Below are 19,457 nucleotides of genomic sequence, written 5' to 3' on the forward strand. Positions count from 1 at the left end.
GTGCTGCCATGAATATCGGCGGTGCAATGCGGAAACTTGAGCGTTGCGACGCCGGGGTTCAGCTGCTGGTCTTCTTGGCCAGTGCCTGGGTCAGGCTGTCGCTGGTGGTCTGCATCTGGGTAACCAGGGTTTCCATGGCGGTGAACTGCTTGGTGTAACGGTCGGAGACCTTTTCCATGCGCGCGTCGAGCGCGTCCAGGCGGCTTTCCAGGTCCTTGATCTGCTTGTTCAGCGAATTGGTGCGCTGGGTGAGGGTGCCGGTTTCCTTGTCCAGATTGCTCTTGATGAGCGTGTCCATGGGCTTGCCGATGGCACCGTCCTTGCCGAACAGCTTGGCGACGGCGTCGGGATCCTTGCCGATGGCCGTTTCCATCTTGCCGCTGTCCAGGGTCAGGCTGCCGTCGGCGGCCAGGCTGATGCCCATATCCTTGAGGCCGTTGATGTTGCTGCTGAACTGGCTGCGCAGCTGCTGCTGCAGGCCACGTACCATGGCATCGCCGGTGAGCGCGGCGGCAGTCTTGCTGGTGGCGTTGTAGGCGCTGGTGGACTTCAGCGCGGTGTTCATGGAGTTGTAGGCGGCCACGAATGCGGCCATGTCGGTCTTGAGCGAGGTGTTGTCGCGCGTGATGGTCAGCGTCTGGGTCTTGCCGGCTTCGGTGCCTGCCTTGGTCAGGGTCAGGTTCACGCCCGGCACGATGTCGCTGATGGTGTTGGAACTGGAGGTGCGCGTGAAGCCATCGACGATGACGACCGCGTCCTTGGGCTCGACCGCCTGGGTCATCGGCGAGCCTGCAGTGCCGTCATAGGTCAGGGCGGCGAGGCCACCGTTGCCGCCGGAGGCGCTGATCCTGACGGCGCCGGCCAGGCCGGTGTCGACCGCACTGAGCATGAGGTGCTGGCCATCATCGGCGGTGATGACACTGGCGCTGACCACCTTGCCGCCAGCGGCCTTGTTGATCGCTGCGGCGATGTCGCTGAGCTTGCTGTCGGCGTTGATGGCGACATCGAGCGTCTTGTCGCCATAGGCGATGGTGAGCTTGCCGTCACCGACCACGGCGTCCTTGGCGAATGCGCCGGAGCTCAGCTTCTGGCCCTGCGCCAGCGACTTGACCTCGACCTGGTGAGTGCCGGCCGTGGCCGAGGCGGCGCCCTCGCTGGTGTCGATGCTGGCGCTGAAGTTCGAGTCGGTGACGGTGCTGGTCTTGTAGGACGGCTTGTCCGCGTTCTTGATCAGGCTGGCCAGGGTGGTCTGCAGGTTGGTCATGCCGCTGGTGAGGGTCGCCAGTGCCGACAATTTGGCACTGGCGGCGGTGCCGGCGGAATTGATCTGGTTCTCCTGCGGCTCGCGTTCCTTGGCGACCAGCTGGGCTACCAGGGTGGGAATATCGAGGCCGGTACCAATGGTGCCAATCGCCATGTCTGCAGTCCTGTCTTGAAAAGTGGGCACGCATCCACCTGCGCTTCCTGCAGGTGGTATCGGCCCGGAACGGGGAGGCTTGAGGCCCGTCCACCCGACGGTGGGCGCGCTGATGCAACGGCAGCTGCAAGTGTCATGCCAGAGCAGGCAGGCATCGGCCGTCGTTCGATGCGCGACGACCACAAAAAAAACCCCGCCGAAGCGGGGTTTCCTGTTGCGCACCCTCTGCAGGTATCAGCCCTGCAGGAGGCTCATGACGCTCGACGGCGACTGGTTGGCCTGGGCCAGCATCGCGGTGCCGGCCTGCTGCAGGATCTGCGTGCGGGTCAGTTCGGCGGTTTCCTTGGCGTAGTCGGTGTCGCGGATGCGGCTGCGCGAGGCCGACAGGTTCTCCGAGGTGGTGTTCAGGTTGGCGATGGTGGAGGTGAAGCGGTTCTGGATCGCACCCATGTCGGCACGCGAGGAGTTCACCGAGGTCAGCGCCTTGTCGACGATCGACAGGGCCTGCTGGGCACCGGCGACCGAGGAGATGTCCAGGTCGCTGGCGAACTTGCTGGCCAGGGCGGCGCCAGCGGCGGCGGTGGTGGGGGTGGCCGGAGTCGGGGCGGTGATGCCGGTCCAGGTGCCTGCGGTCACGGTGATGGCATTGAAGGTGCCGGTGTCGCTGACACTGTTCTTGACCGAGGTCAGGTCGATCTTGCCGGCGGTGGCGTTGATCGTGGCGTACACACCGGCCTGGTCCATCTTTTCGTTGATGGCGGCGGCGACGGCGGCGGTGGCGGCCTTCTGGGTGGCGGCCGCATCGACGCCGGCCTTCACTTCGATGTCCTTCAGGGTGTACGCCGTGCCGTCGGCGCCCTTGATGGTCATGCCCTTGATGGTCACGTCACCGTTGGTGCCCGGCACGCCGATGTCCAGGGTGCTGGTGTCGAACTTGGCGCCGCCCAGGGCATTGGCGCTGGCATTGACGATGCTGTTGATGCCGATGGTCTGGCCCGAATCGGCACCGACCTGGAACAGCGCGCCGGAGAAGGAACCGTCCAGCAGCTTGGTGCCGTTGAAGTTGGTCTGGCGGGAAACGCGGTCGATTTCCGAGACCAGCTGGTTGACTTCGGCGTTTAGTGCCTCGCGGTCGCTGTCGGAGTTGGTGGCGTTGGACGACTGCACCGACAGTTCGCGGATACGCTGCAGGTTGTTGCCGATTTCGACCATCGCGCCTTCGGCGGTCTGGGCCAGCGAGATGCCGTCGTTGGCGTTGCGCACGGCAACGTCCAGGCCACGGATCTGGGTGCTGAAGCGCTCGGAGATCGCCAGGCCGGCGGCGTCGTCCTTGGCGCTGTTGATGCGCAGGCCCGAGGACAGGCGCTGGATGGTGGTGGCCAGGCTGGAGCCGCTGGTCGACAGGTTGCGCTGGGCGTTCAGCGACATCACGTTGGTATTGATGACTTGTGCCATTTTCTTGCTCCTGGTGGCGATGATGTCGCCGGGTTGTCGAGGTGTTTCCCCCTTGTCGGAGGCGGCCCAGCGCTACGTCATGCCGTGGCTGAAATCATTAACGACACAATGTCAACAACCTTTAGCCGATTTATCCAGAAAATCGTGTTTTTGCGCGGACTCCGGTAGTTGCGGGCGTCGAGCACAAAAAACCCCGCCGAAGCGGGGTTTTTCGTTACACACCATTGGCGCTGATCAACCCTGAAGCAGGCTCATCACGCTCGAGGGCGACTGGTTGGCCTGGGCCAGCATCGCGGTACCGGCCTGCTGCAGGATCTGCGTGCGGGTCAGTTCGGCGGTTTCCTTGGCGTAGTCGGTATCGCGGATGCGGCTGCGCGAAGCCGACAGGTTTTCCGAGGTGGTGCCAAGGTTGGCGATGGTGGAGGTGAAGCGGTTCTGGATCGCACCCATGTCGGCACGCGAGGAGTTCACCGCGGTCAGCGCCTTGTCGACGATGGACAGGGCCTGCTGGGCGCCGGTAAAGGTGGAGATGTTGAGGTTGCTGGCGAACTGTGCGGTCAGGCCGGTCGCGTCGGCGGTCGGGGTCGGTGCGGTCGGTGCGGTCGCGCCGGTCCAGGTGCCCATGGTGACGTCGATGGCGTTGAAGGTGCCGTCGGCAGCGACATTGTTCTGCACCGAGGTCAGGTCCAGCTTGCCGGCGGTGGCGGCATCGGCCGAGGCATACACGCCGGTCTGGTCCATCTTGGCGTTGATGGCGGCAGCGATCGCGGCGGTCGTGGCCTTCTGGGTCGCGGCGGCGTCGACGCCTGCCTTCACTTCAATATCGTCCAGCTTGTACGACTTGCCGTCGGCACCCTGGATTTCCATGCCCTTGATGCTCACAGCGCCGTTGGCGGCCGGGGCTGCCACGGTGAACGTGTTCTTGTCGAACTTGGCACCGCCGAGGGCGCTGGCGCTGGCATCGACGATGCTGTTGATGCCGATGGTCTGGCCCGAATCGGCACCGACCTGGAACAGCGCGCCGGAGAACGAACCGTCCAGCAGCTTGGTGCCGTTGAAGTTGGTCTGGCGGGAAACGCGGTCGATTTCCGAGACCAGCTGGTTGACTTCGGCGTTCAGCGCTTCACGGTCGCTGTCGGAGTTGGTGGCGTTGGCCGACTGCACCGACAGCTCACGGATACGCTGCAGGTTGTTGCCGATTTCGACCATCGCGCCTTCGGCGGTCTGGGCCAGCGAGATGCCGTCATTGGCGTTGCGAACGGCCACGTCCAGGCCGCGGATCTGGGTGCTGAAGCGCTCGGAGATCGCCAGGCCGGCGGCGTCGTCCTTGGCGCTGTTGATGCGCAGGCCCGAGGACAGGCGCTGGATGGTGGTGGCCAGGCTGGAACCGCTGGTCGACAGATTGCGCTGTGCGTTCAGCGACATCACATTGGTGTTGATGACTTGTGCCATTTCCGTGCTCCTGGATACGAAGGTCTTGCGGTTTTTTGGGGTGCCCCGGGGGAGGCAGTGGGCGATGTGCCCTGGTTGAAATCATTAACGACACCCCGGCCGGAACCTTTAGCCCCGGCGGGCCGGATTTTTTGATTTGTCAACAAAAAACCCCGCCGGAGCGGGGTTTTCTGTGGTGCGTCCACTACCGGGATCAGCCGTTCAGCAGGCTCATCACGCTCGACGGCGACTGGTTGGCCTGGGCCAGCATCGCGGTGCCGGCCTGCTGCAGGATCTGCGTGCGGGTCAGTTCGGCGGTTTCCTTGGCATAGTCGGTGTCGCGGATACGGCTGCGCGAGGCCGACAGGTTTTCCGACGTGGTGTTGAGGTTGGCGATGGTGGAGGTGAAGCGGTTCTGGATCGCACCCATGTCGGCGCGCGAGGAGTTCACGGCCTTCAGGGCATCGTCAACGATCGACAGCGCCTTCTGGGCACCGGCCACCGAGGAGATGTTCACGCCGGCAACGGTGTCGCGGGCGTCGGCATCGGCGTCGGCAATGCCGGCCAGTGCCACGGTCAGGCCGGTGGCATCGGTGGTGGCGGCAGTGAAGGTGAAGTCCTTGCCCGACTTCAGCGAGGTCAGCTCCAGCTTGCCGGTGGAATCGAGCGAGGCATACACGCCGCTCTGGTCCATCTTGTCGTTGATGGCGTTGACCAGCTTCTTGCTGACGTCGGCGGCCTTGTCGCCCACGGCCACGGACACGTCGCTGATGGTGACGCCGTTGACGACCATGTCGGTGACGGTGCCGGCAGCAGTGGCGGTACCGGTCATGGCGGCAGCGGTCGAGGTCTGCTTGGCCGCGTACAGGCCGTTGCCCAGCTCGGAGGTGCTGGAGTTGACGATGCTGTTGATGCCGATGGTCTGGCCCGAATCGGCACCGATCTGGAACAGCGCGCCGGAGAACGAACCGTCCAGCAGCTTGGTGCCGTTGAAGTTGGTCTGGCGGGAAACGCGGTCGATTTCCGAGACCAGCTGGTTGACTTCGGCATTCAGCGCTTCACGGTCGCTGTCGGAGTTGGTGGCGTTGGCCGACTGCACCGACAGCTCACGGATACGCTGCAGGTTGTTGCCGATTTCGACCATCGCGCCTTCGGCGGTCTGGGCCAGCGAGATGCCGTCGTTGGCATTGCGCACGGCCACGTCCAGGCCGCGGATCTGGGTGCTGAAGCGCTCGGAGATGGCCAGGCCGGCGGCGTCGTCCTTGGCGCTGTTGATGCGCAGGCCCGACGACAGGCGCTGGATGGTGGTGGCCAGGCTGGAACCGCTGGTCGACAGATTGCGCTGAGCATTCAGCGACATCACGTTGGTATTGATTACTTGTGCCATTTATCTCATTCCTGTGGGCAAGTTCCGGCCGCGGCGTGCACCCGGAGTTGACGCAGAGTCCGCACCCGTGCCGGATGCAGCTGTTGCAGGAGAGATAACGGCGGTTTGCCCGGAGGCTTGAGCAAAAATACGCGGAAAACATCACCCGGGCGGGGTGATGGTCGGTCGTCGGGCGCGTCCGGCAGCGCCGGAACACGCGCGAAAGCCTGCAGCGCGGGGCGTTTGGCGCCCGGCGTGCGCGCTATGTCAGCGGATCGCGTTGAACAGCGACATCTGCTGCATCTGGGTGAAAATCGTCTGCGCGGCCTGCAGGGAAATCTGTTCCAGCTGGTACTGGCCGATGGCTTCGGCGTAATCCAGGTCGCGCATGGCCGACAGGGTGGTCTTCAGGGTCACCCCGTTGGCGTCGCGCAGCGCGCCGGCATCGTCGATGACCTTCAGCTGCGCACCACCGGCGGCGCGGGCGTCGATGAATTTCTCCGAGGCACGGGCCACATCGCGGATGCCGGCCTGCAGGATGTTCTGCTGGCGGGCCACGGCGGTCGGATCGTCGGCAGCGTTGTCCAGCGCGTTGATCATCCCGTCGAGGGTGGAGAAGATGTCGCGGGCATCGGCCGCTCCGATCCCGAAGCTGTCGCCCGCCTTGGGTTCGCCTTCGATCCGCATTGAAACACCCTCGAACGTGATGTCTTCGCCGGCCTTGAAGGCTCCGGTCTTGACCACGGTATTGGTCGCATCGACCACTTCATAGGCGTCCGGGCCGGTGAAGCGCAGGGTATAGCTGGCGCCATCCCAGTTGCCGGAGGCCGGATCGCGGCCGAAGGTGGTCAGCACGCCGGTGCCGGTGTTGGTGGCGGCCGCGCTGCCGTCCAGAGTGCCATCGCCGGTGCGGATGCGCAGGAAGATCTCGCTTCCGGGCAGGGCGTCCTTGACGAAGGTGTCCGGCGCAACTTCCACCTGTCGCTGGGTCTGGTCGCCGTTGTAGGTGACCACGCCGTTGCTGAGTTTGAATGGCGCGTCGGCGTCGTCGGTCCCGCCGAACAGGTAGCGGCCAGTGCCGTCGGTGGAGTTGGCCAGCGACAGCAGACCGTCACGCACGCTCTTCAGTTCCGAGGCGATCGACTTCAGGTCGGCCGCCGACAGCGCGGGATTGTTGGCCTGGATGGTCAGCTCGGTGATGTGGGCCATCATCTCGCCTGCCTGGGCCAGCGCGTTTTCCTGCAGGCCCAGGCGGTTTTCCACCACGTCGCCATTGCGGGCGAAGCGGTCCAGTTCGGCCACGGCGCGGTCCAGGCCGACCGCGGTGCCGGCGGCGACCGGGTCGTCCTTGGCGCTGACCAGCTTCTTGCCGGTGGCCAGCTGCTGTTCGAGGTGGTTCATCTTGCTCTGCTTGGCCATCATCATCGAGATGGACTGGTTGAACATCATCCCGGTGGAGATTCGGTTGTTCATCGCGAAACGGCTCCCAGGATGGTCTGGAACATGGTGTCGGCAGTGGAAATCAGCTGCGAGGCGGCCTGGTAGGCCTGCTGCAGCCGGAGCATGTCGGCGGCTTCTTCATCCAGGTTGACGCCGGACACCGAGTCGCGCGAGGCCTGCGCCTGGTCGGTGATGACCTGCTGGGCCTGCAGCGAGTAATCGGCCGCGCGCGCGGCCGAGCCGACCAGAGTGGTCAGGCCGCCAAGCGCGCCGTTGAGCGTGACCGTGCCGGCATTGAAGGTCTTGGCATCTTCTACCTTGGCCAGCAGCAGCGCATTGGTGTTGTCGCTGGACCCGGCCGGGGTGGGGCTGATAGTGAAGCTGTCGCCCACCTTGGGTGCACCGTCCAGGACGAAGCTCCAGCCGTTGGCGCTGATCGTCTGGCCTGCCGTGTAGGTGAACGGGCCGGCGCCATCAAGGGTGTATTCGGTGGCGCTGGTGAACACGATCGCAGCCGGATTGCGCAGGTTCGTGTTGGTGTAATCGCTCACAGCCACACCACTGACCTTGCCGGTGCCGGTATTGCCCAGGCTGGCGGCCGCCTTGACCGGTGCGGCGGCGGCAATGCGCGAGGTATCGGTGATCGCCACCGACAGGGTGCCGGCCACGCCAGCGGTGGGCTGCAACAGGAATCGATCGTTCTGTGCCGGAGTACCGGACATCACCATTTCCACGCCATTCAGCACCAGCGGGTCGGCCGCGGTGCCGGTGCCGGTCATCGGCACGGCCGCACCGGTGTCGGCGCGGGTAGCCTGCCAGGCGCCCCCGTCGAACTTCAGCACGATGTTCTGGCCGTCCAGCCTGGACAGGTCGCCGAAGCTGGCACTGAAGCTGGCGGTGCCGGTGTTGCCGGTGTTGCCGGTAACGCGCGGGCTGCCGTAGTTGAAGAAGTCGCCGCCCATGTTGCCGTACAGGTCGACGCCCTGGTGATGGGTGTCGTTGAAGTTGCTGGCCAGTCCCACGGCGAGCTTGCCCAGTTCGGCCTGGGTAGGGGTGAGCACCGAATCGCGGAATTCGAGCAGGCCGCCGATCTGGCCGCCCAGGCTCTTCGGGTCCAGGGTGATCTTCTGGCCCTGGGTTTCCATCGCCAGCTGCAGGCGCTCGGGCTGGTACGGGTCGGTGACGGTGGTGACCTTGCTGGCGGTGGTGCCCACCACCACGGCTTGGCCGCCGGCGGTGTACACGTTCATGAAGCCGCCGTCCTGGATCACCGCAGTGCCGCCGGTGTAGCCGATCAGGTTGGCCACCAGCTGGTCGCGGCGGTCGAGCAGGTCTGGTGCGGCGGTGTTGGCGTTGCTGCCGATCGCGCCGTTGAGCTGGGCGATTTCGGCGGCCAGCCGGTTCACCTCGGAAGCGCCGGCGATCAGGCCGTTGTTGACCTCGCCATTGAGCGTGTTGAGGCTTTCGTTGAGCTGCTTGAAGCGGCTGGCCAGGGTGCCGGCGTTGTCGAGGACGTTCTGGCGGTCGGCGGTACCCGAAGCATTCGAGGACAGCCCGCTGACCGTATCGAAGAAGTTCGACCACACGCCTGAGACATTGGTGGCGGTGTCCGAGAACAGCGAATCCACACGGTCGGCCAGGGTGGACAGCTGCTTCAGCCGCGCCAGTTCGCCGCTGCTGTCGAGCAGCCGCGAGATCGCCAGCTGGTCGGCGACGCGGCGCACGTCGGTGATGCGGGTGCCGTTGCCGATATCGCCATAGCCCAGGTTCTGCGGGCTGGCGGTGGCGAAATCCACCTTCTGCCGGCTGTAGCCGGGCGTGTTGATGTTGGCGACGTTATGGCTGGTGGTGGCCAGTGCGCGCTGGAAGGCGAGCAGGGCGCTGGTGCCGGTGGAAAGTACGGACATGGCTTACCTCAACGACGGATGGCACCCAGCCCGGCGGGGCTGGCGGTGCTGGCAAAAGTGCGACCCAGGCGCTGGCTGGCATCGCCCACGGCGGCGATGGCACGCTCGATGGTCGGGCCGCCGGCGATCGCGGCGATCTTGGCCGCGTAGCTGGGGTCGGTGGCGTAGCCGGCCTTCTGCAGGCCCTGGGCGAAGCCGCGGACATCGCCGCCGGCCTGCAGCGCGTTCTGGTAGCGCGGGCTGTTCTTGAGCAGTTTCACGTAATCGGCAAAGCTGTCGCCGACCGAGCTGTAGGCGCGGAAGCTGGCGGTTTCATTGCGGCGCACGCCATCGACGTACTCGTGGGTGCCGCTGGTGGCGCGCTCGCCACTCCAGCCGCTGGCCTTGATCCCGAACAGGTTGTGCGAGCTGCCGCCGCCATTGCGCTGCACCAGCTTGCGGCCCCAGCCGGTTTCCAGCGCGGCCTGGGCGACCAGCGCCTTGGCGTCCACGCCCAGTTCGCGCGCGGCCTGCTGCGCGTGGCCCCAGATGCTGGCCACGAAGCCTTCGGGGGTATGTGCGCCCAGCTGGGCGGCAGCGGTGCTGCCGGCCAGCGTGTCCACGGCGCTGGGACCGGCGCTGGCGGCGGTGGTGCCGACGTCGCGCCACCGGTCGTCGGCCATTGCCCAGTTTTCGCTGGACGTATCGGCGGCGGGCGCGGCGCCGTACGGATCGCTGCGGCCGATCGCTTCATGCATCTGGCTGCTTTCACGCCCGGCAATCAGGTCCAGCGCGCGCTCCATGGGCTGCAGCACCGCCGACGGTGCCCGCCCGCCGAGCTGCTGCAGCAGATCCACTTCGCTGGGCGCGGAAGGCGCTGCACCCGAAGCGGGCAGGGCCATCGGCGCGGCGGCCGGCGCGTTGAGCCGGTAGGCGCGCAGCGCTGCGGCGGGATTCAGGCCGGTGTCGGTGGGCCTGGCAGCTTCGGTCTCGCTACCGCCAAGCTGGCGCGAAATCATCGCCGACAACCCCAGGCCACGGCCCTTGGTCATCGCTTCGGCGATCTTCTGGTCGTACATGTCGCGGAACATCTGGTTTTCGCCGGGCAGCAGCGAATCGCCGAAACTGGCATCGCGCATGCTCTTGACCAGCATCTGCGCGAACTGGCCTTCCAGCTGGCGCGCGACCTTGTCCACCTTGGCCGGGCTGTTGGCCTGGGTCGGGTTGAGCTCCAGTGACGGTTGGATACGCATCAGATCACCTCGAGTTCGGCACTCAGCGCGCCGGCCTGCTTGAGTGCCTCGAGGATCGCTATCAGGTCGCCCGGGGCGGCGCCCACGGCATTGACTGCATGCACGATCTCATCGAGGGTGCTGCCGCCGTCGAACTTGAACATGCGGCTGCCATCGTTGGTGGCGGTGATGGTCGACTGCGGCGTGGCCACGGTCTGGCCGCCAGCGAAGGCATTGGGCTGGCTGACGTTGGTGTTTTCGTTGATCGTCACGGTCAGCGAACCATGCGAGATGGCGGCTGCGCCGACCCGGACCTGCGATCCGATCACCACGGTGCCGGTACGCGAGTTGACCACCACCTTGGCCGGCGCGGTGCCGGGGGTAAGTTCCAGGTTTTCAATGCGGGCCAGCAGGCCGATGCGTGCGCCCGGGTCGTTGGGCGACTGCACCGCCACGGTGACGCCGTCCACGGCGCGCGCGGCGCCATCGCCGAACGCATTGTTCAACGCGGCGACCATGCGCGACACGGTGGTGAAGTCGTTCTTGTGCAGGTTCAACGTAATCTCGCCGCCGGCGCTGAACACGTCGGGCAGCGCGCGTTCGACCGTGGCGCCGTTTGGAATGCGGCCGACGCTGGGCACATTGACCGACACCCGCGAGCCATCCTTGCCCTGCGCGCCGAAGCCGCCCACGACCAGGTTTCCCTGCGCGATGGCGTAGACCTGGCCATCGGCACCGCGCAGCGGCGCCATCAACAGCGAACCACCGCGCAGCGACACCGCGTTGCCGATGGAGGAGACGGTGATATCGATCGGCTGGCCCGGCTTGGCGAATGGCGGCAGTTCGGCGTGGATCGCTACGGCGGCCACATTCTTCAACTGCGGGTTGACGTTGGCCGGCACGTTCACGCCCAGCTCGCCCAGCAGGTTCTTGAGGCTCTGCACGGTGAAGGGTGCCTGGCTGGTGCGGTCACCGCTGCCATCCAGCCCAACCACCAGACCGTAACCCACCAGCGCATTGCCGCGCACGCCACCAACCTGCGCCAGGTCCTTGATCCGTTCGGCCGAGGCCGAAGACATGCACAGAACCGAGACGGCGACGACGTAGATCCACGCCCTGCGTGGATTCGCGGAAATGATCGAAAAAATGCTCTTCATATCAGCCTCAGAACGGCACCAGCGCCGAGTTGAAGAAGCGGCTCAGCCAGCCCATCGCATTGGACTGGGCAACCGGGCCGCGGCCGCCGTAGACGATGCGCGCATCGGCCACGCGGCTGGAGGGAATGGTGTTGTCCGGGAAGATGTCCGCCGCGCGCACAATGCCCTGCACCTGTACCAGCTCATCGCCCTGGTTCAGTCGCAGGTTCTTGGCACCCTGCACGACCAGGTTGCCGTTGGGCAGGCGCTGCATCACGGTCACCGTCACGCTGCCCTGCAGGCGGTTGCTCTGCGCGCTGGTGCCCTTGCCGGTGAAGTCGCGCGAGCCGGTCGCGCTGGCGCCCAGGATGTCCTTGCCACCCAGGGTCACCGGCGCACCGAACAGGGTGGGCGTGCCCAGCGCCAGGTTGGACTCCTTGTCGGTGCTGGTGTTGGCGGTGGTCTGCGCGGTGGTGCTCTCGGTCAGGGTGATGGTCAGCAGGTCGCCGACATCACGCGCACGTCGGTCCGAATACAGCTGCAGCCCCGGGCCGGATGCGTAGATCGCCCCGGCGGTGGCCGGTGCGCTCGGCGCGACCACGGGCACGACCGGGGCCATTGCCGGGTAGGGGCGCACGTCGCCTGCAATGACGCAGCCGCCGAGCAGGGTGGTCACGGCGCTGGCGAGCAGCAGGCGAAGGGTGGGGCGCAGAGTCGACATGGCAGGTTCCCGGTTCAACCGATCAGACGTTGTTGTTGAGGTAGCCGAGCATGGAGTCGGTGGTGGAGATCGCCTTGGCGTTCATTTCGTAGGCGCGCTGGGTTTCGATCATCGATACCAGCTCTTCGACCACGTTGACGTTGCTGCCTTCCAGCGCACCCTGCACCACGCTGCCCAGGCCGTTCAGGCCCGGGTTGCCGTTCTGTGCCGGGCCGGAGGCGGTGGTCTCCAGGAACAGGTTTTCACCGCGTGCCTGCAGGCCGGCCGGATTGACGAAGTCGGTGAGGGTCAGCGCGCCGATTTCCACCGAGGCGGCGTCGTCGGCCATCTTCACGCTGATGGTGCCGTCGGTGCCGATGGTGAGGGACTGCGCGCCTTCGGGAATCTGGATGCCCGGCTGAACCGGGTAGCCGCTGTTGGTGACCAGTTCGCCCTGCTGGTTGCGCTGGAACGAGCCATCACGGGTGTATGCCGAGGAACCATCGGGCATCTGCACTTCGAAGAAGCCACGGCCATTGACCATCACGTCCAGCGCGCGGCCGGTCTGCTGCTGGCTGCCCTGTTCGAAGTTCTTCGAGGTGGCCACTACGCGGACGCCGGTACCCAGCTGCAGGCCGGTGGGCAGCTGCGTCTGTGCCGACGAAGAACCGCCAGGCTGGCGCACCTGCTGGTACAGCAGGTCTTCGAAGCTGGCACGGTCCTGCTTGAAGCCGGTGGTGTTGGTGTTGGCGAGGTTGTTGGAAACCACCGACATGCGCGTCTGCTGCGCATCCAGTCCGGTCTTGGCGATCCACAATGCCTGGTTCATGGCGTTGTTCCTGTGTTGATGCGGGTGGCCACGTGGTGCAGCCGTTGTCCTGGGTGATGCATGGCGCGTGCCACAATCGCGCCGGAATTACGTCGGCGCCGCCGGTCAGCTGCCCAGACGCAGCAGGGAGTTGGCGCTGCGGGCGTTTTCATCGCCGTGCTTGATCACCTTCACCTGCATTTCGTACTGCCGCTGCAGCTGGATCATCTGGACCAGCGCCCCGGCGGCATCCACGTTGCTGCCTTCCAGCTGGCCGCTGTCCAGCGACTTGCCCTGGGCCTGCACGAATGGCTGCTGCGGGTCGGTGTTGCGCATCAACCCGTCCAGCCCGCGCTCCAGCCGCGCGTCCTCGGCGGCGACCACCCGCAGGCGGCCGATCACCGCCATGGTCTGCGGGCCTTCGCCCTGCGGGATGATCGAAATGGTGCCGTCGTTGCCGATGTCCATTGCCTGGTGCGGCGGAATCGCGATCGGGGCGCCGTTCTCGTCGAGCACCGGGTGGCCACCGGCGGTGACCAGCTGGCCGTTGGGCGTGATCGACAGCGAGGCACCGCGGGTATAGGCTTCACCGCCCCCCGTCGGCGCCTGCACCGCCAGCCAGTTGCCCGCGTCCAGCGACAGGTCCAGCGCGTTGCCGGTGATGTGCTGCGCACCCTGCCGCCGGTTGAAGCCAGCATCGACGTGCAGGGCGTCCACGCGCGACGCGTAGCCGGCACCCTTGATCGGGAAGGCCTCGGTATTGGCGAGGGCTTCCTTGAATCCGGGGGTATCGGTGTTGGCCAGGTTGTGCGACAGCGTGCCCTGCGCCTGCAGGGATGCGCGTGCACCGGTCATCGCTACGTAGAGAGCCTTGTCCATGGATGTGTTCCCGTGCTGCTGCGATCAGTGGCTCATCAACGGATGTTGATGATGGTCTGGGTGATCTGGTCCATGGTGGAGACCATCTGCGAGTTGGCCTGGAAGTTGCGCTGGGCGGTGATCATGTTCACCAGCTGCTCGGTCAGGTCGACCGTGGAGGCTTCCAGCGAACCGGCCTGGACCTTGCCCAGGTTCGAGCTGTCCGGCGCGCCGGTACGCGGGGTACCGGAGCTGAAGGTTTCCACCCACAGGTTGTTGCCCTTGGCTTCCAGACCCTGCGAGTTGTTGAAGGTGGTCAGTGCGACCTGGCCCAGCGGCTTGTCGTCGCCGTTGGTATAGCGGGCGTATACCACGCCTTCTTCGGACACCGTGATCTCGTTGAGCTTGCCGGCCGCGTAGCCGTCCTGCTGGGTGTTGCGCAGCGCGAACTTCTCGCCGTACTGGGTCGAACCGGTCACATCCAGGGTCATTGCCAGGGTGCCGGCGCCGGTGGTCGGGGTGAACGGATCCATCACGATCTGGCCATTGGCCGGGTTGGTCAGCGCGCCGGCACCGTTGAAGGTCAGGGTAGTGGGAGTACCCACTGCCTGTCCGTCGACGTAGTTGTAGACCTGCCATTCGTTGGCCGTTGCGGTCTTGACGAAGTACGAGGTCTGGGTGTGGCTCACGCCCAGTGAGTCGTACACGGTGATGCCGCCGGTGGACTGGTTGTAGCTGTTGGAATCGGTCGGGTCGAAGGTGGCCAGGGTCGGCTGCTTCGCGTTGGCCGGCAGGGTGAAAGCAACGTTGACCTTGCCGGTCTGCTTGGGCGGGCTGTCGGTGGTGAGCAGCTGCAGGTCGGTCAGGCGGCCACTGTCGAAGCTGGTGCCATCGGCGTTGGGCGCGAACACCTGGAGGCGGGCGCCCTGGGGATTGGTGACATAGCCGGCCTGGTCGGTCTGGAAATTGCCGGCGCGCGAGTACACGCGGGCGCCGTTCATGCTCATGGTGAAGAAGCCTTCGCCGGAGATCGCCATGTCCAGGCTGCGTCCGGTCTGCTCGTTGTTGCCCTGCGAGAACTGCTGGGCCACGTTGGTCAGGCGCACGCCCGAACCCACTGCGTTCTTGGACAGGCCATAGCTGGTGGCTGAGAACAGGTCGGCGAACTCGGCGCGCGATTCCTTGAAGCCGGTGGTGTTGACGTTGGCGATGTTGTTGGCGGTGACGTTCAGGTCGGCATTGGCGGCATTGATGCCGGACAGCGAAATGTTGAAGCCCATGGGATTCTCCTTGGATGCGTGACGAAGGGACTCAGCTGACGCGCAGCACGTAGTCGATCGGGGCCGTGCCCAGGCCCTTGAGGTTGAGGTACAGGCCGTCCGAGCCGACGGTGACGCTCTCCACCGGTGCTTCGACGTAGGTGTTGATCTTGGTCTGGGTGCCGGCGCTGTCGGTGTGGGTGGCCGCGATGGTGTAGCTGCCGGCAGCCATGCGGTTGCCGTTGGCATCCTTTCCATCCCAGTCAAAGGTCACTTCCCCGGCTTCCTTGGCTTCCACGCTGAGCTGGGTCACCTTCACGCCGTTGGCATCGGTGATGTCCACGGTCACGTAGCCGGCGCCGGGTGCGGCGACCATGCCGCTGGCATCGCCTTCGGCATCCAGCTGCCACTTGGTGGACGGCACAAGCACGTCATGGCCGACCAGCGCCGCGCCCCGCAGCACCTGGTCGCCGGCCATCGATTCCTGGAAGCCCTTGACCGTGCTGTTGAGGTCATTGATGCCCTGCACCTGGGACAGCTGCGCCATCTGCGCCACCATCTGGGTGTTGTCCATCGGCTTGAGCGGGTCCTGGTGCTGCAGCTGCTCGGTCATCAGACGCAGGAAGTCGGCCTGGTCCAGGGTGTCCTTCTTCTTGGTGGTGCTGCTGTTGGGTGCGTTCAGGCCCAAGGCGCTGTAGATGTCGGTGTTGCCGACGCCGCTGGTGGTGCTCATGACGGTATGTCCTGCGATGAGAAGGGTCAGCGACCCATGGTCAGGGTGGCCAGCGCCAGTTCCTTGGCGGTGGTGAGCATCTCCACGCCGGCCTGGTAGTTGCGCGAGGTCGATATCAGATTGACCATCTGGGCGACGGGGTCGACATCGGGCTGGTAGATGTAGCCATCACCATCGGCCAGCGGGTGGCCGGGCTCGTAGCGCTTGATTGGCGCGGCGTTGCTCTGGCTGATTTCCTTGACCTGGACGGTGGTGATGTTCGGGTCGGTACGGCTGGTCACCGACTGGAAGATCGGCTCCAGCGGCTTGTAGACGGCATCGGCCGAGCCGGCGACGGTGTCGGCGTTGGACAGGTTGGAAGCCAGCGTGCTCATGCGCACGGACTGGGCCTGCAGCGCGGAGCCGGCGATATCGAAAATGGGCAGGTTGCTCATCGCTTATTGCCCCGTGATCGCGGTGAGCATGGAGCGCACCTTGGATTCGACGAAGCTCAGCGAGGCGCGGTATTCCAGCGCGGCGCGGCCATAGGCGGCGCGCTCGGCATCGGGATCGACGGTGTTGCCGTCGATGCTCGGCTGCACGCCTTCCTTGGTGACCTGGAACGGGTTCAGCCCACCACCGATGGTGAAGTGCTGCTCGTTGGTGGTCCGCATGAGCCCGTTGCTGTCGGCACCCTGGGCGTTGCGCAGGGCGGCATCGAAGTCCAGGTCCTGGGCCTTGTACCCGGGGGTATCGGCATTGCTCAGGTTGCTGGCAATCAGCTTCATCCGCTGCTCGCGCAACGGCATGGCCTGGGCATGGACACCCAGATAGTCGGAAATCAGGTTGGGCATGGCGCTCTCCCACGGGACGATGTGGGGAGTGGTGCAAGCGGCATGCCAAAAAGCAGCGATTCATTGCGTGGGAGGGCGGGGATCGGCAGGGCCTGCCGGGACACGCCGTGAACCCATCCATGGGGGCTTGTCAAAAACATCCCTGTTTTTGACAGTCCCGTCAGGCCCTGCCGACCCCCGCCAACCGAAATCGCCTCGCCGCAGGGCAAGCCTTGAACTGTCGGAGGGGTAGAGCCGGGCTTCGCCCGGCTGCATTCTTCATGGTTGCCCGGGATAGGCAGGCGCCAGCCATGTGTCGAGGGTCGGGGCGGAGGGGGTTGCGGGACCGTGGAGCGCCATGGATGGCGCGAACGAGCCCCCATGGATGGGTTCACGGCGTGTCCCGCAACCCCCTCCGCCCCGGCCCTTCAAGCGATAACGTGCCGCTGCTTTTAACGCCTCAAGCCGCCAGGGCGACCTTCCGGAGGCGATCCAGCACGAAATCGGCCAGTTCATGCGGGGAATACTTGGCCACGAACGCGTTGGCGCCGACCCGTTCGACCATGGCGTTGTTGAAGACGCCGGAGAGGGAGGTGTGCAGCAGCACGTACAGGCCGGCCAGGCCCGGGTGGCGACGGATTTCCGTCGTCAGGGTGTAGCCGTCCATGGCCGGCATTTCGATGTCCGAAATGACCATGGCATAACGCTCGGCCGGGTTTTCACCGGCGGCGTGGATCTGCAGCAGGTGGTCCAGCGCCTGCTTGCCGTCCGACAGCAGGGTGGCACCCACGCCGAGCTGGTCCAGCACGCTGCGGATCTGCTGGCGGGCCACGCGCGAGTCGTCCACCACCAGCACCTGCAGCTGCGGGGCGTCGGCCGGCAGCGCCATCGAGGGGTCCAGCACGGCCTCGCCACGCACCTGGGCGATGTCGGCCAGCACGCTTTCCACGTCGATCACCTGGATCAGCTCACCCTGGAAGCGCGTGACGGCGGTCAGATAGCTCGATTCGGCGCCCAGCTCCGGCGGCGGGTGGATGTCTTCGACCGCGATGTTGACGATGCGCTCCACGCCGCTGACCAGGAATCCCTGGATCGAACGGTTGAATTCGGTCACCACCAGGTAGCCCGGCGCCTTGTCGGCGTCGGGCTCGCGCTCGGGGTGGCCGATGGCCAGGCCCAGGTCCAGCACCGGCACCGAGCGGCCGCGCACGTCGGCCACGCCGGCGAACTGGCTGGGCAGCCCGGGCACCTGGAACAGGTCCGGCCGGCGCAGGACTTCCTGCACCTTGAACACGTTGACGCCAAAAAGCTGACGTCCGCCAAGGCGGAACAGCAGCAGGGCCAGGCGGTTGTGGCCCGCCAAGCGCGTGCGCTGGTCGATGCGGTTGAGCAGGTCATGTGACATGGGAGTGGTATCGGCGCCAACCGCGTTCACTTGAGCGGGCAGATGAGCCCGTGAACGGCACGGCGCTTGCATGGTGCTGCGCATGTGCCATGCCCCCGGAGCCGCCATGCGTATCCTTATTATAGTTGTCACGCTTATCGCCTTGGCAGGCGCGTCCCCGCACGCCCGGGCCGCAGGCGGCTGGCAGCCGGTGGACAGCATCCGCGCCGCCGCGCTGTCCACGTTGCCGGCGGGCAGCGAAGGCGATACCACCCTGGATTCGGCGCTGCGCCTGCCGGCCTGCGGCCAGGACCTGCGCGCCCAGCCGACTGGAACCAGCACCGTGGAGGTCAGCTGCCCCGATGCGGGCGGCTGGCGCCTGTTCGTGCCGGTGAAAGTGCGCCGCAACCAGACCGTCCTGATCCTCAACCGGGGCATTGCCGCTGGAGAAACGCTGGCGCTGGCCGATATCACCACTGCGCAGCGTGATGTGGCCCGCATTGCCGGCGCTGCCTTGGCCGACCCGGCCGTGGCGGTGGGGCGGGTGGCGCGGCGAACCCTGAGCGCTGGCAGCCTGCTCTCGGCCAACGACCTGGTCGCCCAGCGTCTCATTCGCCGCGGCGACAGTGTGGCCCTTGTCTCCCGTTTTGGCGGGGTCGAGGTCCGGGTGGCGGGCAAGGCGATGGCCGATGCAGGTGAAAATGAACGCGTATCCGTGGAAAATCTGTCTTCACGCAAGGTAGTCCAAGGCACAGTGGCGGCCAGTGGCGACGTTTTTGTGACGCGCTGACCATTACAGCACGCAAAATCTCCTAAAGATGCCGGTACCCGTGCCGTTATCCCTTGTGAACCGTAACTCCCAGGACAACCCATGAGCCAGAAAATCGACGGCAACCTGCAGGCGACCGCCCATCTGCGCAGCATTGCGCCGGGCAACAAGCCCAGCGTGAGCACCGATGCCCCGGCGCGGCCGGTGGAAGCGGCCGACAGCTTGAAGCTGACCGGCGAGGCCACCAGCCTGCAGGCCCTGCAGCGCGAACTCAGCAGCGCCCCGGCGATTGATGCCGGCCGCGTGCAGGCCGTGCGCGAGTCGCTGCAGAACGGCACCTACAAGATCAATCCGGACGCGATCGCCTCGCGCATGCTTGAGCTGGACCAGCAGCTGCAGAAATGAAGCTGGCCATGAGCGAGCCATTGCAGCGCCTCAGCGATGCCCTGGACGTCGAGCGCCAGGCGCTGGTGGAGCATGACGTCCAGTCGTTGATCCGCGCCACCAGCGCCAAGCTCGATGCGTTGCGTGCGCTGGAGCAGGTATTGCCGGTGGGGCAGAACGAACGCCTGCAGGAGCTGGCCGAGCGCAACCGCGCCAATGGCGTACTGCTGGCGCGTCGTCGTCGCGAGGTCAACTGGGCGCTGCGCCAGCTCGGCCGCAGCGAAGCCTCGTCGGCCTACGACGCCAAGGGCCAGGCCAACACCCTGCACACACGCCGGCCGCTCGCCGTCGCCTGAGCTCCAATACGGATCGCGCTCCAACACGGAT

19 protein-coding genes are annotated in these 19,457 nt (G+C 65.9%); 3 read left to right on the forward strand and 16 right to left on the reverse strand.

What is annotated here, in order from left to right:
- Positions 1 to 58 precede the first annotated feature (58 nt).
- The 16 genes from fliD to ACGFZ3_RS05280 all read right to left on the reverse strand — a co-directional run bounded on the left by fliD (position 59) and on the right by ACGFZ3_RS05280 (position 17,938).
- A complete protein-coding gene (gene fliD, locus ACGFZ3_RS05205; RefSeq protein ID WP_392917306.1) occupies positions 59 to 1,417 on the reverse strand; it encodes a flagellar filament capping protein FliD in 1,359 nt (452 codons plus the stop codon).
- Between the two features lie 234 nt (positions 1,418 to 1,651).
- On the reverse strand, positions 1,652 to 2,872 hold the full coding sequence (locus tag ACGFZ3_RS05210) for a flagellin (protein WP_392917309.1): 1,221 nt from the start codon (positions 2,870 to 2,872) through the stop codon (positions 1,652 to 1,654).
- 234 nt (positions 2,873 to 3,106) lie between these two features.
- The gene (locus ACGFZ3_RS05215) at positions 3,107 to 4,324 is read right to left on the reverse strand and encodes a flagellin (RefSeq protein WP_392917312.1); all 1,218 of its coding nucleotides are present in this window, start codon (positions 4,322 to 4,324) and stop codon (positions 3,107 to 3,109) included.
- A gap of 193 nt (positions 4,325 to 4,517) precedes the next feature.
- Complete coding sequence (locus ACGFZ3_RS05220) at positions 4,518 to 5,690, reverse strand: flagellin (RefSeq protein ID WP_392917315.1); 1,173 nt, start codon at positions 5,688 to 5,690, stop codon at positions 4,518 to 4,520.
- 246 nt (positions 5,691 to 5,936) lie between these two features.
- Positions 5,937 to 7,142 carry a flagellar hook-associated protein FlgL gene (gene flgL, locus ACGFZ3_RS05225; RefSeq protein WP_392917318.1) on the reverse strand — a complete coding sequence of 402 codons (1,206 nt, stop codon included), beginning with the start codon at positions 7,140 to 7,142 and terminating at the stop codon, positions 5,937 to 5,939.
- Positions 7,139 to 9,016 (reverse strand): flagellar hook-associated protein FlgK, encoded by a 1,878-nt coding sequence (gene flgK, locus ACGFZ3_RS05230; protein ID WP_392917321.1) that lies wholly within the window; start codon positions 9,014 to 9,016, stop codon positions 7,139 to 7,141. The genes flgL and flgK overlap by 4 nt, the downstream gene beginning before the upstream one ends.
- Positions 9,017 to 9,024: 8 nt before the next feature.
- Entirely contained in the window at positions 9,025 to 10,248 is a 1,224-nt protein-coding gene (flgJ, locus tag ACGFZ3_RS05235; protein WP_392917324.1) for a flagellar assembly peptidoglycan hydrolase FlgJ, read from the reverse strand.
- Positions 10,248 to 11,306: a flagellar basal body P-ring protein FlgI gene (locus ACGFZ3_RS05240; RefSeq protein WP_392917328.1), complete on the reverse strand. Its 1,059-nt coding sequence runs from the start codon at positions 11,304 to 11,306 to the stop codon at positions 10,248 to 10,250. The genes flgJ and ACGFZ3_RS05240 overlap by 1 nt, the downstream gene beginning before the upstream one ends.
- An 85-nt stretch (positions 11,307 to 11,391) precedes the next feature.
- The gene (gene flgH, locus ACGFZ3_RS05245) at positions 11,392 to 12,084 is read right to left on the reverse strand and encodes a flagellar basal body L-ring protein FlgH (protein WP_392917331.1); all 693 of its coding nucleotides are present in this window, start codon (positions 12,082 to 12,084) and stop codon (positions 11,392 to 11,394) included.
- 22 nt (positions 12,085 to 12,106) lie between these two features.
- The gene (gene flgG / locus ACGFZ3_RS05250; protein ID WP_068851734.1) at positions 12,107 to 12,892 is read right to left on the reverse strand and encodes a flagellar basal-body rod protein FlgG; all 786 of its coding nucleotides are present in this window, start codon (positions 12,890 to 12,892) and stop codon (positions 12,107 to 12,109) included.
- 105 nt (positions 12,893 to 12,997) lie between these two features.
- On the reverse strand, positions 12,998 to 13,750 hold the full coding sequence (locus ACGFZ3_RS05255; protein ID WP_068851737.1) for a flagellar basal body rod protein FlgF: 753 nt from the start codon (positions 13,748 to 13,750) through the stop codon (positions 12,998 to 13,000).
- Between the two features lie 35 nt (positions 13,751 to 13,785).
- On the reverse strand, positions 13,786 to 15,009 hold the full coding sequence (gene flgE / locus ACGFZ3_RS05260) for a flagellar hook protein FlgE (RefSeq protein WP_392917334.1): 1,224 nt from the start codon (positions 15,007 to 15,009) through the stop codon (positions 13,786 to 13,788).
- Positions 15,010 to 15,040: 31 nt separating this feature from the next.
- On the reverse strand, positions 15,041 to 15,721 hold the full coding sequence (locus tag ACGFZ3_RS05265) for a flagellar hook capping FlgD N-terminal domain-containing protein (protein WP_392917337.1): 681 nt from the start codon (positions 15,719 to 15,721) through the stop codon (positions 15,041 to 15,043).
- Positions 15,722 to 15,747: 26 nt separating this feature from the next.
- On the reverse strand, positions 15,748 to 16,155 hold the full coding sequence (gene flgC / locus ACGFZ3_RS05270) for a flagellar basal body rod protein FlgC (protein ID WP_068851745.1): 408 nt from the start codon (positions 16,153 to 16,155) through the stop codon (positions 15,748 to 15,750).
- Positions 16,156 to 16,158: 3 nt separating this feature from the next.
- Positions 16,159 to 16,554: a flagellar basal body rod protein FlgB gene (flgB, locus tag ACGFZ3_RS05275; protein WP_392917341.1), complete on the reverse strand. Its 396-nt coding sequence runs from the start codon at positions 16,552 to 16,554 to the stop codon at positions 16,159 to 16,161.
- A 439-nt stretch (positions 16,555 to 16,993) separates the two neighbouring features.
- Positions 16,994 to 17,938 (reverse strand): chemotaxis protein, encoded by a 945-nt coding sequence (locus ACGFZ3_RS05280; protein ID WP_282245200.1) that lies wholly within the window; start codon positions 17,936 to 17,938, stop codon positions 16,994 to 16,996.
- Between the two features lie 106 nt (positions 17,939 to 18,044).
- On the opposite strand from ACGFZ3_RS05280, the gene flgA reads away from it, so the two are divergent.
- The 3 genes from flgA to ACGFZ3_RS05295 all read left to right on the forward strand — a co-directional run bounded on the left by flgA (position 18,045) and on the right by ACGFZ3_RS05295 (position 19,426).
- The gene (gene flgA, locus ACGFZ3_RS05285; protein ID WP_392917345.1) at positions 18,045 to 18,707 is read left to right on the forward strand and encodes a flagellar basal body P-ring formation chaperone FlgA; all 663 of its coding nucleotides are present in this window, start codon (positions 18,045 to 18,047) and stop codon (positions 18,705 to 18,707) included.
- 81 nt (positions 18,708 to 18,788) lie between these two features.
- A complete protein-coding gene (gene flgM / locus ACGFZ3_RS05290; protein WP_217537463.1) occupies positions 18,789 to 19,091 on the forward strand; it encodes a flagellar biosynthesis anti-sigma factor FlgM in 303 nt (100 codons plus the stop codon).
- Entirely contained in the window at positions 19,088 to 19,426 is a 339-nt protein-coding gene (locus tag ACGFZ3_RS05295; protein WP_093532818.1) for a flagellar protein FlgN, read from the forward strand. Before flgM ends, ACGFZ3_RS05295 begins: the two co-directional genes overlap by 4 nt.
- The last annotated feature ends 31 nt before the right edge of the window (positions 19,427 to 19,457 follow it).

It is taken from the genome of Stenotrophomonas sp. NPDC047960 (assembly GCF_043204395.1).
Classification (GTDB): domain Bacteria; phylum Pseudomonadota; class Gammaproteobacteria; order Xanthomonadales; family Xanthomonadaceae; genus Stenotrophomonas.

What these genes read in the sequence shown, in the direction of transcription:
- fliD (WP_392917306.1), bottom strand. Translation starts at nt 1,417, where the DNA reads ATGGCGATTGGCACCATTGGTACCGGCCTCGATATTCCCACCCTGGTA.
- ACGFZ3_RS05210 (WP_392917309.1), bottom strand. Translation starts at nt 2,872, where the DNA reads ATGGCACAAGTCATCAATACCAACGTGATGTCGCTGAACGCCCAGCGC.
- ACGFZ3_RS05215 (WP_392917312.1), bottom strand. Translation starts at nt 4,324, where the DNA reads ATGGCACAAGTCATCAACACCAATGTGATGTCGCTGAACGCACAGCGC.
- ACGFZ3_RS05220 (WP_392917315.1), bottom strand. Translation starts at nt 5,690, where the DNA reads ATGGCACAAGTAATCAATACCAACGTGATGTCGCTGAATGCTCAGCGC.
- flgL (WP_392917318.1), bottom strand. Translation starts at nt 7,142, where the DNA reads ATGAACAACCGAATCTCCACCGGGATGATGTTCAACCAGTCCATCTCG.
- flgK (WP_392917321.1), bottom strand. Translation starts at nt 9,016, where the DNA reads ATGTCCGTACTTTCCACCGGCACCAGCGCCCTGCTCGCCTTCCAGCGC.
- flgJ (WP_392917324.1), bottom strand. Translation starts at nt 10,248, where the DNA reads ATGCGTATCCAACCGTCACTGGAGCTCAACCCGACCCAGGCCAACAGC.
- ACGFZ3_RS05240 (WP_392917328.1), bottom strand. Translation starts at nt 11,306, where the DNA reads ATGTCTTCGGCCTCGGCCGAACGGATCAAGGACCTGGCGCAGGTTGGT.
- flgH (WP_392917331.1), bottom strand. Translation starts at nt 12,084, where the DNA reads ATGTCGACTCTGCGCCCCACCCTTCGCCTGCTGCTCGCCAGCGCCGTG.
- flgG (WP_068851734.1), bottom strand. Translation starts at nt 12,892, where the DNA reads ATGAACCAGGCATTGTGGATCGCCAAGACCGGACTGGATGCGCAGCAG.
- ACGFZ3_RS05255 (WP_068851737.1), bottom strand. Translation starts at nt 13,750, where the DNA reads ATGGACAAGGCTCTCTACGTAGCGATGACCGGTGCACGCGCATCCCTG.
- flgE (WP_392917334.1), bottom strand. Translation starts at nt 15,009, where the DNA reads ATGGGCTTCAACATTTCGCTGTCCGGCATCAATGCCGCCAATGCCGAC.
- ACGFZ3_RS05265 (WP_392917337.1), bottom strand. Translation starts at nt 15,721, where the DNA reads ATGAGCACCACCAGCGGCGTCGGCAACACCGACATCTACAGCGCCTTG.
- flgC (WP_068851745.1), bottom strand. Translation starts at nt 16,155, where the DNA reads ATGAGCAACCTGCCCATTTTCGATATCGCCGGCTCCGCGCTGCAGGCC.
- flgB (WP_392917341.1), bottom strand. Translation starts at nt 16,554, where the DNA reads ATGCCCAACCTGATTTCCGACTATCTGGGTGTCCATGCCCAGGCCATG.
- ACGFZ3_RS05280 (WP_282245200.1), bottom strand. Translation starts at nt 17,938, where the DNA reads ATGTCACATGACCTGCTCAACCGCATCGACCAGCGCACGCGCTTGGCG.
- flgA (WP_392917345.1), top strand. Translation starts at nt 18,045, where the DNA reads ATGCGTATCCTTATTATAGTTGTCACGCTTATCGCCTTGGCAGGCGCG.
- flgM (WP_217537463.1), top strand. Translation starts at nt 18,789, where the DNA reads ATGAGCCAGAAAATCGACGGCAACCTGCAGGCGACCGCCCATCTGCGC.
- ACGFZ3_RS05295 (WP_093532818.1), top strand. Translation starts at nt 19,088, where the DNA reads ATGAAGCTGGCCATGAGCGAGCCATTGCAGCGCCTCAGCGATGCCCTG.